Here is a 13602-nt window from a genome sequence, read left to right as displayed (position 1 = left end):
GGTCAGGCCGCTTTGGGCGCGTGTTGGGACACATCGGCGAGACCGAAGTCTTCGGGGAAATGATCGAGCGCGGACAGCACCGGAAACGGCGTCATGCCGCCCATCGCGCACAGCGAGCCGGACACCATCGTGTCGCACAGATCGCGCAGCAGTTGCACTTGCCGGGTGGACGTATCGCCGTTGCGAATCCGTCCGATGACTTCGACACCGCGTGTCGAGCCGATCCGGCACGGCGTGCACTTGCCGCATGATTCGAGCGCGCAGAAATGCATCGCGTACTGCGCGAGTTCGGCGAGATTCGACGTGTCGTCGTGCACGACGAGACCGCCGTGGCCGACTACTGCGCCGACTGCCGCGTAAGCCTCGTAGTCCATCGGAATGTCCCACTGGGTTTCCGGCAGATAGGTGCCGAGCGGGCCGCCCACTTGCACCGCGCGCGCCGGACGTCCGCTCGCCGTGCCGCCGCCGTAGTCGACCAGCAGTTCGCGCAGCGTCACGCCGAACGCGAGTTCGACGAGGCCGCCTTGTTTGACGTTGCCCGCTAGCTGGAACGGCAGCGTGCCGCGCGAGCGGCCCATGCCGAAGTCTTTGTAGAACGCTGCGCCGCGCGCGAAAATGATCGGCACGGTGGCGAGCGTGATGACGTTGTTGATGACGGTCGGCTGGCCGTGCAGGCCGACCAGCGCCGGCACCGGCGGCTTCGCGCGCACGATGCCGCGTTTGCCTTCGAGCGATTCGAGCAGCGCGGTTTCCTCGCCGCAAACATATGCGCCTGCGCCTTTCGCGACGAACAGATCGAAGCGATGCGCGGCCGAGCCGAGTACGCTGTCGCCGAGCCAGCCGGCGGCGCGTGCTTTGGCGATGGCGGCTTCGAGTGTGGCGATCGAATGCGGATACTCGCTGCGCACGTAGATGTAGCCGACTGTCGCGCCCGTCACGATGCCCGCGATGATCATCCCTTCGATAAGCATGTACGGATCGCTTTCCATCACGAGGCGATCGGAGAAGGTGCCCGAATCGCCTTCGTCCGCATTGCAGACGATGTACTTTTGCGCCGCTTTCGCGCCGCGCACCGTGCGCCATTTGATGCCGGCCGGGAAGGCTGCGCCGCCGCGGCCGCGCAGGCCGGATTCGATCAAGGCTTCGCAGGCGGCGTCGCCGTCGGTTTGCAGCGCCTCACGCAGACCTTGGAGACCGCCGTGGGCGAGGTAGTCGTCGATGGAGAGCGGATCGGTGATGCCGATGCGCGCAAAGGTCAGACGCTGCTGCTTCTTCAGATACGCAATGTCATCGACCACGCCGACACACTGCGCATGCTCGCCGCCTTGCAGGAAGCCGGCGTCGAACAGCGCGGCGACGTCGTCTGCTTCGACATTCGAGTAGCCGATGCGGCCTGCCGGCGTCGCGACTTCGACAAGCGGTTCGAGCCACAGCAGGCCGCGCGAACCGTTGCGGACCAGTTCGATTTCGATGCCGCGACGCGCGGCTTCGGCTGCAATTGTCTCGGCGAGTCGGTCGGCGCCGAGCGCCAGCGCGGACGAATCGCGCGGAACGTAGAGGCGCGTCATGCCATCACCTCCACGCATTTATTGGCGGCCGCGGCCAAAAGCGCGTCGAATAGCGCGTCGAATTTTTTCGGCGTGACTTTGGCGTGCAAAGTGCCGTTGATCGTCATGGCCGGCGAGAGCGCGCATTGACCGAGGCAGTAGACCGATTGCAGTTCCACCGTCGCGTCCGGGCCGTGCTCGTGGGCTTGTCCGTGCTCAGCGTCGAACCGGCAGCCCGTGTGCCGCTCGATATGCTGCGCGAGCGCCTCGGTACCCATGCTGCGGCAGGCTTCCGCGCGGCACAGTTGAACCGTGACGGGCGCGGCGGGCTGCGTGCGGAAATGGTGATAGTAGGTGATGACGCCGTGCACTTCCGCGCGCGACAGGTTCATCACACGCGCAAGCGGCGCAACCGTGTCGGGTGGCACGTAGCCGAGTTCGTCCTGGATCGCATGCAGTACCGCTAGCAGCGACATTCCCGGCTGCGCGTGACGCTGCACGAGCTGTTCCGGCGCGATGGCGATGGAATCATCCAATTGGGGCTCCTCCAGAAGTCATATATGCACTTGTTATTCATAATGCGTGCACCTATGCTTCGTTTATTCGATATGGTGTAGCCGTACAATAGGCGCGGTAAATAGCACGCGCAATAGGAAGGCGTTAAGCATATATGATCAGAATCGAGTGTCAGGCGCAGCTGGTAGTGAAGGGTCCGGACGGCCGCGAGGCAAGCCTGTCGGACGTCGTGCCCTTGCTTGCCTTGGTGGATGAATCCGGCAGCATCGCGCAAGCGGCTACGCTTAAGGGTTTGTCCTACCGCCATGCGTGGGGTTTATTGCGCAGCATCGAAGAGCGTTTGGGCGGCGCGTTGATCGCGAAGGAGCGCGGACGCGGCTCGGTGCTGTCCGAACTCGGGCAGGCGGTGCTACGCGCGCAGCGGCTGTGCGGCGAACGGCTCGACGGCAACATGCAGGCACTCGCGAGCGAAGTGGCGAGCGACCTGAACCGCTGGCTTGCGCCCCCCGCCGACGACGTGCGCATCTACGCCTCGCATGGCTACGCCGTAGCGGCACTGGTGACGGCGCTGGTCGCGAAGGATCTGCCCGTCGACATCAAATACCGCGACAGCGCGGACGCCGTCAGTGCGCTCGCGCGGGGCGAATGCGATATGGCGGGCTTTCATCTGCCACGCGGCGAGTTTCGTGCGGCCTGCGCCGATACCTACCGGCGCTGGCTCGATCCGCAGCGTCACGTGCTCGTGCATCTCACGCGCCGCAAGCAGGGACTCTTTCTCGGCAAGGGCAATCCACGCGGCATCGCCGGTCTTGGCGATCTCGCGCGCGACGACATTCGCTTCGTCAACCGTCAGCCCGGCTCCGGCACGCGCATGGTGCTCGATCTGGCGTTGCGCAAGGTCGGCGTCGATCCGGATCGGGTCAATGGCTATGCGTCGACGGAGCTGACGCACTCGGCGATCGCGGCGTTCGTCGCAAGCGGTATGGCGGATGTGGGCTTCGGCGTGGAACCGGCGGCGCATCACTTCGGCCTCGACTTCATTCCGGTCGTCGACGAAGACTATTACTTCGCCTGCGACCGTGCCCGGCTCGAGCGAGCGCCGCTTGCGACGGTGATCGAGCTGCTGCGCGGCAGCCCGTTTCACCGTAGCGTCGAGCTGCTCGAAGGCTATGATCCGTGCGATTGCGGCGAACTGGTCGATCTCGAAGAGGGGCTCGGCGAGGCGACGGTGTAAGAGGCAGTAACCAGAAAGCTGCGATCGGCACTGCGTGTGGCGTTCGTTTGGGATAATCTCTAGACTGCTGTTCCCCTTTCGCCTTAACCGCGTGCTTTGTCGCACCGAACCGATATGAAAGTTCTTCTTCACGCATGTGCTGCCGCCGCGACGGCCGGTGTGCTGCTCGCCACCGCTTCCCTGGCTTTCGCCCAGAATTCGCCGGGCGTGCCGGGCGGCATCCTGCAGGACCAGTTCCGGCTTGCCGAGCATCCGCAGATGCCGTTTGCCGCTTCCTCGCCGTCGGACAAATTCCAGTCCGACAAGAAATCGGCTATGCGCAAGCGCGGCGACAATGGCGATCCGAACGGCTGTAATCTGCAGTGTCCTAAAGACGAATGAGCGGATACGCGCGTTTGAAGCTCGCGTAGCTTTTATCGCGGTTTCAGTGTTCGTAGCTGTAAAAACGCCGGCAGTCTGCCGGCGTTTTCTTTTTGAGGCTCGCGGTGGGCGCGGCGGTTTGCGCGGCTGCCGGTTAAGGCTTGGCCGTGTGCCACATGTCCTTGAAGCCGTCACCCTTCATATCTCCTGCCTGTTTGTCCGCCGCGTAGCGATACAGCGGATGGCCCTTGTACGCCCATTGCTGTTTGCCGTCGGCGGCGGCGATTAGCGTCCAGTCACCGGACGGTTTGTCCGATGCGCTCGCCATCGCTGCCGGCCAGTAATTCATGCAGCCGCCGGTGCAGGCGCTCGCGCCGGGCTTGGTGTCCTTGTCGAAGGTATAGAGGGTCATGCCGTCCGCGTTGACGAAACGGCCGTCCATGACTTTGGGCGCTTCGGCGAAGGCGCTTTGTTGCAGTGCGAGGAGGGCGAGGCAGAACAGAGTCTTGCGCATGATGTGGGCTCCTGATCTTTTGCTGTTGGTGTCGCGCGAAGCGCGAGAACGCGGCGTGTGCGCGTGCGGCATAAACGGTCGGCGGACTGGGGTTATTCCGTGCGAGAGTTCGTGCTGCTTTATTAGACGCCTTTTCGCGCCGCGTGCGGACAACAAAAAACCCGCAAGCAGCAGGCTGTTTGCGGGTTTCTGGTAAGACTTGAAGGTGCAGCTTGAAACGGTGTCTGGTGGAGGCGGCGGGAATCGAACCCGCGTCCAGAAGCACTCTACGACTAGTTCTACATGTTTAGTTCTGTCATTTGATTTAACCCGAGCGACGCGGACGAACACGCTGCACTCAGGCGATTCACTAGGTTTTCGACCCGGATGTCGTGACACCACCAAGGCTTAACTGACGTATATGACCTCTGTCGGTATTGCTACCGGTCTTGCGACTCTAGCCCGTCAGTGAACTAGGCAGAGGACGGCGGCCCTTAGGCTGCCAGTGCGAACGTTTCGTCGTTTGCAGTTACGTTTTTCCCATTGATTAACGAGGTGACGGGTCCTCGACATGCCCTAGCCGCTTCGCAACCCCTGTCGAAACCAGGTCGCCCCCGCGGTTCGTTGCTCAAAACGTCTGAGCCAGCGTAGATTTTACAATAGATTGACGGCCGCGTGCCGACTGATTGGCCGGGCACGAGCGGCGCAGTGCCCGGCTCGCGTCTGGGCTGCTCGACAGCACTGCTTAGCCGATGTCGCGCAACAGCTTCTGCAACTCAGCCGGCGAATTGACGACGTGCTGAGCGTGCCATTGGGTCGGCGGAATGTCGTTGCCGCAATAGCCGTAGGCGGCCGCGATCGTCTTCATGCCGGCGGCGAAACCTGCCTGCACGTCGCGCAGATCGTCGCCGACGTAGACGATGCGCTCCGGCACGACGTCGAGCTCACGTGCGGCATGCAGCAAGGGCGCCGGGTGCGGTTTGGAGTGCGGCGTCGTGTCGCCGCTCACCACGCAGCCGGCGCGCTCTTCCAGGCCGAGTTGCGCGATCAGCGGCTCGGTGAGTCGGGCAACCTTGTTCGTGACGATGCCCCAACGCACGCCACGTGCGTCGAGATCGTCGAGCAATTCCGGCACGCCGGGAAACAGCGTGGTCTCGATGCACAGGTCCGCTTCGTAGTTGGCGAGAAACTCCTCGCGCATCGACGCGAACTCGTGATCGTCCGGACCGATGCCGAACGCACCGCCGATCAGGCCGCGCGCGCCAGCCGAGGCCAGCGGGCGCAGATCCTCGAGCGGCACCATCTCGAGGCCACGATCGTGGCGCATCTTGTTGACGGCGGCCGCAAGATCCGGCGCCGTGTCGGCAAGCGTGCCGTCGAGGTCGAACAGGACAGCCTGGCAAAGACCGAGTGCGTCTTCGTTATCTTCGCGTTGGGGCAGGGGCGTGGGATCGCTCATTGATGGGTTCGGGTCCGGCAGGTCGGGGCGGATCAGACGTCGCGGCGGCAGGCGAGCATGTAGTTCACGCTCGTGTCGGCGGACAGCGTGAAATGCTTGCTGAGCGGGTTGTAGACGATACCTTTGATGTCCGCCGTGCGCAGGTCGGCGGCGCGCACGAAGCTGGCCAGTTCCGACGGACGGATGAAGCGGGCGTAATCGTGCGTGCCCTTGGGCAGCATGCGCGCGATGTATTCGGCGCCGATCACGGCAAACAGGTACGACTTCACGTTGCGGTTCAAGGTGGAAAAGAACACCCAGCCGCCTGGCTTCACCAGGGTCTTGCAGGCTTCGACGATGGCGGCCGGTTGCGGCACGTGTTCGAGCATTTCCATGCAGGTCACGACGTCGTACGTGCCCGGCTCGCGGGCAGCCAGTGCTTCGGCAGCGATCTCTTCGTAGTTGACGGTAACGCCGCTTTCAAGGCTGTGCAGATCGGCCACACCGAGCGCCTGAGTCGACAGGTCGATGCCCTTCACGTGGGCGCCCAACCCGGCCATCGACTCGGACAGGATGCCGCCGCCGCAGCCGATATCCAGCACCTTCTTGCCGGCCAGATGCGCATGGGCGTCGATCCAGCTCAGGCGGATGGGGTTGAGCTCGTGGAGTGGCTTGAATTCGGCGTTCGGGTCCCACCAGCGGTGTGCGAGGTCGCTGAATTTCTGCAATTCGTGGGGATCGGCGTTGGTCATGGCGGAAGCTGCCTCGATGAGAGCGGTAAATCGGCGCTCGAGGATAAACCCTGAGTATATAGGCCGAGGAGCGGGGCGGCAAAATGGCGCCCCCGTCCATGGCGTGGATTCGCGGGCGCGGTGCGCTACTTCTCGACAGTCGAAGCAGGCAACAGGCCTACGGGATCACGCGTGGCATAAAAAAAGCCCCGCCGAAGCGGGGCTTTTTGATGCTGCGATAACCTGTAGCTTACTGCTTCGAAGTACCGACAACTTCGACTTCCACGCGACGATCCGGTGCGAGGCAGGCGATGAGTTGCTTGTGGTTCTTCTGGTTGCAACCGGTCGTGACCGGGTTGCGCTTGCCCTTGCCTTCCGTATAGATACGGTTGGATTCGATGCCCTTGCTGACCAGGTATGCCTTGACAGCTTGTGCACGGCGCAGCGACAGACGGTCGTTGTACTTGTCCGAACCGATACGGTCCGTGTAACCCGTTGCGACGACGACTTCGAGATTCAGCGCGCCGATCTTCGATGCCAGATCGTCCAGCTTTTCCTTGCCAGCCGGCTTCAGGATTGCCTTGTCGAAGTCGAACAGTGCGTCAGCTTGATACGTAATCTTTTGGCTGGTGATCGCCGGAGCAGGAGCGACCGGAGCCGGCGGGGTCGGAGCCTGGGCAACCAGGGCGCCATCGCACTTTGCGTTGGCCGTTGCCGGCGTCCAGAATGCATCGCGCCAGCAAAGCTCGTTCGTGCCGTTCATCCACACGTATTCGCCGGTACCATTCACCCAGTTGTCGTTCGTGGCTTGTCGCGACGCCGGCACCGATTGCGCCATAGCGGATGCAGCCATAACTGCGGTAGCTGCAATGAACGCGAGCTTTGAAAGTTTATTCATATTTCTCCTCTCGAAATTGAGATTACCGCAGGTTTACTGCGAGCCTGTTGACGAAGACAAGTCATACATTGCTCGAAGTATAACATCGGTGTAGAACAAAAAACGTGCTGTGTAGACTTCGAGCAGTGTCTAACTCTTTGTGCGTTGGCATTTTGCCATATCGTTCCCTTCCAACGATAAAAAAATCTGCCCCCAATCAAATCGCCTTCCAAATGTGGTGCATGCGCAACAGAAGTAATCCGCTGGAGGCGCCGCCAGTCATGGCTGAGCGGCGGATTGCCCCACGCACGAATCGAGCCTGACCGGCGCTAAATTGGGGCGTCGCGGTTCGTGTCACTTGCCTTCCTCTAATAGGTATACGTCCCCCCGACGGGAGCGGATTCACGGCATGTTAGAATCGCGTGATGCGTTGCGCCTGCAATGCTTACGCGAAGGCGCGGTTAATACCGCGCCTTGGCACGTAAAAGATACGGATAATGGATCAATTCGCCAAAGAGACTCTGCCAATCTCCCTAGAGGAGGAAATGCGCCGTTCGTATCTCGATTACGCGATGAGCGTAATCGTGGGGCGTGCGCTTCCCGATGTTCGCGATGGCCTGAAGCCGGTCCACCGGCGCGTGCTGTACGCGATGCACGAACTGAATAACGACTGGAACCGGGCTTACAAGAAGTCGGCGCGTATCGTCGGCGACGTGATCGGTAAATATCACCCGCACGGCGACACGGCTGTCTACGACACCATCGTCCGGATGGCGCAGAACTTTTCGCTGCGCTACATGCTGGTGGACGGCCAGGGCAACTTCGGGTCGGTCGACGGCGACAACGCCGCCGCGATGCGTTACACCGAAATCCGCATGGCCAAGATCGGCCATGAGTTGCTCGCCGACATCGACAAGGAAACCGTCGACTTCACGCCGAACTACGACGGCAGCGAAAACGAACCGGCCATTCTGCCGGCGCGGATTCCCAATCTGCTGATCAATGGTTCGTCGGGTATCGCGGTCGGTATGGCCACCAACATCCCGCCGCACAACCTCAACGAGGTTGTCGACGCGTGCCAGCATCTGCTCAAAAACCCGGAAGCCACGATCGACGAACTGATCGAGATCATTCCGGCCCCCGATTTTCCGACCGCCGGCATCATCTACGGCGTGGCCGGCGTGCGCGACGGCTATCGCACGGGCCGCGGCCGCGTGCTGATGCGCGCGCTCACGCACTTCGAGGAGATCGACCGCGGCCAGCGCATGTCGATCATCGTCGACGAGTTGCCTTATCAGGTGAACAAGCGCTCACTTCTGGAGCGCATCGCCGAACTGGTCAACGAGAAGAAGCTCGAGGGCATCTCCGACATCCGCGACGAGTCCGACAAGAGCGGCATGCGTGTCGTGATCGAACTCAAGCGCGGCGAAGTGCCGGAAGTCGTTCTCAACAATCTGTATAAAGCGACCCAGCTTCAGGACACCTTCGGCATGAACATGGTCGCGCTGGTCGACGGCCAGCCAAAGCTGCTGAACCTGAAGGAAATGCTGTCGTGTTTCCTGTCGCATCGTCGGGAAGTGCTGACGCGGCGCACGGTGTACGAGCTGCGCAAAGCGCGCGAACGTGGTCATGTGCTCGAAGGTCTGGCGGTGGCGCTCGCCAACATCGACGAGTTCATCGCGCTCATCAAGGCCGCGCCGACTCCGCCGATCGCCAAGCAGGAATTGATGGCGCGTCCGTGGGATTCGTCGCTGGTGCGTGAGATGCTGGCGCGCGCCGAGACGGACAACGCGTCGGCTGGCGGTCGCGAAGCCTATCGTCCTGACGGACTGAATCCGACGTTCGGTATGCAAACCGACGGCCTCTACCGTTTGTCCGATACCCAGGCTCAAGAAATCCTGCAGATGCGTCTGCAGCGCCTGACGGGTCTCGAGCAGGACAAGATCATCGGCGAGTACCGCGAAGTGATGGCGCAGATCGCCGACCTGCTGGACATTCTGGCTCGCCCGGAACGCATTACGGCGATCATCGTCGACGAACTGACGTCGATCAAAGCCGAATTCGGCGACGCGCGCCGCTCGAAGATCGAGCTGAACGCCACCGAACTGAACACCGAAGACCTGATTACGCCGCAGGAAATGGTCGTGACCATGTCGCACGCGGGCTACGTGAAATCGCAGCCGCTGTCTGAATACAGTGCGCAAAAGCGTGGCGGCCGCGGCAAACAGGCCACGGCAATGAAGGAAGACGACTGGATCGACACGCTGTTCATCGCGAACACGCACGATCACATTCTGTGCTTCTCGAATCGCGGCCGCGTCTATAGCGTGAAGGTCTACGAAGTGCCGCAAGGTTCGCGGAACTCGCGCGGCCGTCCGATCATCAATATCTTCCCGCTGCAGGAAGGTGAGAAGATCACGGTCGTTTTGCCGGTCAAGGAATTCTCGGCCGACAAATTCGTCTTCATGGGCACTGCGTTAGGAACGGTAAAAAAGACGCCGCTAGAAGCTTTTGGCCGCGTGCTGCGCAAAGGTATTATTGCGGTCGGTCTGGACGACGGCGATTACCTGATCGGCGCGGCGATTACCGACGGTCAGCACGACGTGATGCTGTTCTCCGATTCGGGCAAGGCGGTTCGCTTCGACGAAAACGACGTTCGTCCGATGGGCCGCGAGGCACGCGGCGTGCGAGGCATGCAGCTCGAAGACGGTCAGAGCGTCATCGCGCTGCTGGTGGCCGGCGACGAGCAGCAGTCGGTGCTCACGGCAACCGAGAACGGTTTTGGCAAGCGCACGCCGATCATCGAGTACACCCGTCACGGGCGTGGCACAAAGGGCATGATCGCCATTCAGACCTCGGAACGTAACGGCAAGGTGGTCGCCGCGACGCTGGTGGACTCGGAAGCGCAGATCATGTTGATCACCAATACAGGCGTGTTGATTCGTACGCGTGTATCGGAAATTCGGGAAATGGGACGCGCAACCCAAGGTGTTACACTCATCAGCCTTGACGAAGGGACCAAGCTTTCAGGTCTGCAACAGGTTGCTGAAGCGGAAGCCGAAGGTGATGTGGAGAGCGACGCCGAAGGTCCCGCTGAAGGTACAAACGGCGGTGATGAAGGCGGTGCGGCCTGATTGGGTCAGCAGCTTTCAGTCTCAGTAACTGGTTGAAAGCTGCGCCGGGAATAATGGCGTATCGGGCCGATACGTATCCCGCGCAGCGCAGTTCAAATTAATTTCTCTAGGGAGTGATGATGCAAAAACGATTCAAACAACTGATGTTGCTGGCTGCCCTCGTGCCGACCTTCGCTATGGCTCAAGCGCTTCAGAGCCCGGCTCCGGCGGCCCCGGCTGCTGCCGCGGCACCGGTTGATCCGGCCAAGCAGGCTGCAATTAAGGACTTGCTGGACGCAATCGACGCGCAGAAGCTCGTCGGTGCAATCGGCAACAGCGCCCAGATGCAGGCCAAGCAGCTGGTTCCGGCGATTCTGTCGGATGCCCTGAGCGAAAACAAGACGATGACGGACAAGCAGAAGCAGGCTTCCGTCCCGACGCTGCAGAAGAACGCAGTGCCGAAGCTGGTTGACGGCGCAGGTCAAGTGTTTGCAACGGACTCGTTCCGTCAAGACGCTATGCAAGCTCAGTACGACGCTTACGCGAAGTACTACAGCACCTCGGAAATCAAGGATCTGACGGCGTTTTACAAGAGCCCGACCGGTCGCAAGTTCATCCAGGTGCAAGACCAGGTTGGCCGCGACGTCGTGAATGGCTTGATGCAAAAGTACATGCCGCAATCGATCAAGGCAACGCGTGACCAGGCTGACAAGGAAGTCGCTTCGGTCAAGCCGGCCAAGTAAGTTCAAGATCGACAGGCTGCGCTGACATCGCGCTAGCCGCTATCCGGTAAGCTGCCTCGTGGGTTTGATGGCGCGCCGGGTTTGGCGGGTTGGCGGTGACAATGCGATAATGGCCGTTTGCGCACACGCGCAGACGGCCATTTTCTTTTTTGGCGCGAAATCTGCGCGATTTTCGTTTTTTGCGCCTGCTTCCAGGATCTCACGATGCGCCTCTTTAATTTCTCCGCCGGCCCAGCGGCCATGCCCGAAGAAGTGCTGCGTCAGGCGGCCGACGAGATGCTCGATTGGCATGGCAGCGGCATGAGCGTGATGGAGATGAGCCATCGCGGCAAAGAGTTCATGTCGATCCATGAAGAAGCGCTCACCGATCTGCGTGAGTTGCTCGACGTGCCGGCGAGCCACCGCATTCTGTTTCTGCAGGGCGGCGGTCTGGGCGAAAACGCGATCGTGCCGATGAATCTGCTCGGCGCGAAACCGCGCGCGGATTTCGTCGTGACCGGTTCGTGGTCGCAGAAGTCGTTTAAAGAGGCGCAGAAATACGGCGCCGTGCATCTTGCGGCAAGCGGTCAGACGGCAGACGGCTTCACGCGCGCGCCCGCGCGTTCGGAATGGCAGTTGTCGGACGATCCGGCTTATGTGCATCTGTGCACGAACGAGACCATCCACGGCGTCGAGACCTTCGAGATTCCCGACCTCGGCGATATTCCGCTGGTGGCGGATGCCTCGTCTCATATCCTGTCGCGTCCCATGGACATCGCCAAGTATGGCGTGCTGTTCGGCGGCGCGCAGAAGAATATCGGCATGGCCGGCGTGACCGTGGTGATCGTGCGCGAAGACCTGTTGGATCGCGCGCAGCCGATCTGTCCGTCGGCGTTCGAATGGAAGACCGTCGCCGAAAACAATTCGATGTACAACACACCGCCCACGTACGCGATCTACGTCGCCGGGCTGGTGTTCAAGTGGTTGAAAAAGCAGGGCGGCCTGTCCGCGATGGAAGCGCGTAACCTCGAAAAGTCGAAGCTGCTGTACGACGCCATCGACTCGAGCAGCTTCTATCTGAACAAGGTCGAACGTGGCTCGCGCTCGCGGATGAACGTACCGTTCTTCCTCGCCGACGAGTCGCGCAACGAAGATTTCCTGGCCGGTGCGAAAGCCCGGGGAATGGTGCAGCTAAAGGGCCACAAGTCCGTCGGCGGCATGCGGGCGTCGATTTATAACGCCGTCCCGCTCGAAGGCGTCAAAGCGCTTGTCGAATACATGAAGGAATTCGAACAGCGCAGCGCCTGAGTGCCTCAGGCATTCGGTGCGCGTATCCTTTCCAGCAGCTACCCGGCAGGGCCGTTTTCACGCATGGACGACGAACTCAATACCCGACTCAAACCTCTTCGCGAGCGCATCGACGCGCTCGACGCCCAGTTGATCGCGCTGCTCAATCAGCGCGCCGCGGTGGCGCTCGAAGTGGGTGAGGTCAAGAAGCATTTCAACGCGCCGGTGTTCCGCCCCGAGCGCGAGCAGCAGGTGATCGCGCGTTTGCAGGACATGAGCGAAGGGCCGCTCGCGAGCGAACACATCAGCGCAATCTGGCGCGAGATCATGGCCGCGAGTCGTGCGCTCGAAAAGACCATCAAGGCCGCCTATCTCGGCCCGGTCGGCACCTATAGCGAACAGGCGATGCATGAGTACTTCGGTCAATCGATCGAAGGCCTACCGTGCCCGTCGATCGACGAGGTGTTTCGTTCGGTCGAGGCCGGCGCCGCGGAATTCGGCGTCGTGCCGGTCGAGAATTCGACCGAAGGCGCCGTGTCGCGCACGCTGGATCTGCTGTTGCAAACGCAGCTCACGATCGGCGGCGAACTGGCTCTGCCGATTCACCACAATCTGTTGTCGCTGAATGGCGGGCTCGCCGGCGTGACGCGCGTCTGCGCGCATGCGCAGGCGCTGGCGCAGTGTCAGCGCTGGCTGTCGACCAACGCGCCGCATCTCGAGCGCCAGGCCGTGTCGAGTAATGCCGAAGCCGCTCGCATGGCGGCGGAAGATCCGACCATTGCTGCCATCGCCGGCGATCGCGCAGCGACCCACTATGGTTTGCAAGTGGCCTACGCGTTGATTCAGGATGATCCGCACAACCGCACACGCTTCGTGATGATCGGCAAGCAGCCGGCTGGCGTGAGCGGCTATGACCAGACGTCGCTGATCGTGTCGGTCGTGAACGAGCCGGGCGCGATGGTCAAGCTGCTGGAGCCGCTGGCACGCCACAGCGTATCGATGACGCGTTTCGAATCACGTCCCGCGCGCGTCGGCACGTGGGAGTACTACTTCTACATCGACGTCGAAGGTCATCGCGACGATCCGGCGGTCGCCGCCGCGTTGACCGAACTCGGTGAGAAAGCCGCGTTCCTGAAAATTCTCGGCTCGTATCCGCGCGCGCGTTAAGCGTCGTTTGACGGATCTGGCCGGACTGCGGCGGCATTGCGTGACGTACTGGCGTGACGTACTAAAGCGCACCCGCCGCCCATTCATTTATTCATAGTCATAGTCGTTCGGAGAGTG

At 61.5% G+C, this 13602-nt stretch carries 12 protein-coding genes and 1 other RNA gene; 6 read left to right on the top strand and 7 right to left on the bottom strand.

The window, feature by feature from the left end; translation table 11 throughout:
• Window positions 1-2 precede the first annotated feature (2 nt).
• Window positions 3-1568: a formate dehydrogenase beta subunit gene (locus tag FQ705_RS05340; protein ID WP_144138370.1), complete on the bottom strand. Its 1566-nt coding sequence runs from the start codon at window positions 1566-1568 to the stop codon at window positions 3-5.
• Window positions 1565-2083, bottom strand: coding sequence for an NAD(P)H-dependent oxidoreductase subunit E (locus FQ705_RS05335; protein ID WP_144138369.1), 519 nt, complete (start codon window positions 2081-2083; stop codon window positions 1565-1567). Before FQ705_RS05335 ends, FQ705_RS05340 begins: the two co-directional genes overlap by 4 nt.
• A gap of 134 nt (window positions 2084-2217) precedes the next feature.
• Here FQ705_RS05335 and FQ705_RS05330 point away from each other — a divergent pair, with 134 nt between their 5' ends.
• Together FQ705_RS05330 and FQ705_RS05325 are read left to right on the top strand one after the other, a co-directional pair.
• Window positions 2218-3297: a substrate-binding domain-containing protein gene (locus FQ705_RS05330; protein WP_144138368.1), complete on the top strand. Its 1080-nt coding sequence runs from the start codon at window positions 2218-2220 to the stop codon at window positions 3295-3297.
• Window positions 3298-3411: 114 nt separating this feature from the next.
• Window positions 3412-3678, top strand: a complete 267-nt coding sequence (locus FQ705_RS05325; protein ID WP_144138367.1) for a hypothetical protein — start codon at window positions 3412-3414, stop codon at window positions 3676-3678.
• 133 nt (window positions 3679-3811) lie between these two features.
• Here the strand turns inward: FQ705_RS05325 and FQ705_RS05320 are convergent, their stop codons facing one another.
• The 5 genes from FQ705_RS05320 to ompA form a co-directional block, all read right to left on the bottom strand.
• Complete coding sequence (locus FQ705_RS05320; protein ID WP_144138366.1) at window positions 3812-4171, bottom strand: hypothetical protein; 360 nt, start codon at window positions 4169-4171, stop codon at window positions 3812-3814.
• Between the two features lie 225 nt (window positions 4172-4396).
• Window positions 4397-4766, bottom strand: a transfer-messenger RNA (tmRNA) gene (gene ssrA / locus FQ705_RS05315).
• 129 nt (window positions 4767-4895) lie between these two features.
• Window positions 4896-5609, bottom strand: coding sequence for a phosphoglycolate phosphatase (gene gph, locus FQ705_RS05310; protein WP_144138365.1), 714 nt, complete (start codon window positions 5607-5609; stop codon window positions 4896-4898).
• Window positions 5610-5641: 32 nt separating this feature from the next.
• Window positions 5642-6340, bottom strand: a complete 699-nt coding sequence (ubiG, locus tag FQ705_RS05305; protein WP_144138364.1) for a bifunctional 2-polyprenyl-6-hydroxyphenol methylase/3-demethylubiquinol 3-O-methyltransferase UbiG — start codon at window positions 6338-6340, stop codon at window positions 5642-5644.
• A gap of 229 nt (window positions 6341-6569) precedes the next feature.
• Window positions 6570-7217 carry an outer membrane protein OmpA gene (gene ompA, locus FQ705_RS05300; RefSeq protein WP_028200089.1) on the bottom strand — a complete coding sequence of 216 codons (648 nt, stop codon included), beginning with the start codon at window positions 7215-7217 and terminating at the stop codon, window positions 6570-6572.
• Between the two features lie 476 nt (window positions 7218-7693).
• On the opposite strand from ompA, the gene gyrA reads away from it, so the two are divergent.
• The 4 genes from gyrA to pheA all read left to right on the top strand — a co-directional run bounded on the left by gyrA (window position 7694) and on the right by pheA (window position 13485).
• Window positions 7694-10330, top strand: a complete 2637-nt coding sequence (gene gyrA / locus FQ705_RS05295) for a DNA gyrase subunit A (RefSeq protein WP_144138363.1) — start codon at window positions 7694-7696, stop codon at window positions 10328-10330.
• Window positions 10331-10449: 119 nt separating this feature from the next.
• Window positions 10450-11052: a DUF2059 domain-containing protein gene (locus FQ705_RS05290; protein WP_054037403.1), complete on the top strand. Its 603-nt coding sequence runs from the start codon at window positions 10450-10452 to the stop codon at window positions 11050-11052.
• Between the two features lie 204 nt (window positions 11053-11256).
• Window positions 11257-12339: a 3-phosphoserine/phosphohydroxythreonine transaminase gene (serC, locus tag FQ705_RS05285; RefSeq protein ID WP_144138362.1), complete on the top strand. Its 1083-nt coding sequence runs from the start codon at window positions 11257-11259 to the stop codon at window positions 12337-12339.
• A gap of 63 nt (window positions 12340-12402) precedes the next feature.
• Entirely contained in the window at window positions 12403-13485 is a 1083-nt protein-coding gene (pheA, locus tag FQ705_RS05280) for a prephenate dehydratase (protein ID WP_144138444.1), read from the top strand.
• Window positions 13486-13602: the final 117 nt, after the last annotated feature.

The sequence above is a fragment of the Paraburkholderia sp. BCC1884 genome, from assembly GCF_900996225.1.
Taxonomy (GTDB): domain Bacteria; phylum Pseudomonadota; class Gammaproteobacteria; order Burkholderiales; family Burkholderiaceae; genus Paraburkholderia.
The sequence above is the reverse complement of the archived record's forward strand: the minus strand, read 5'-3'. Positions and strand labels throughout refer to the sequence as shown.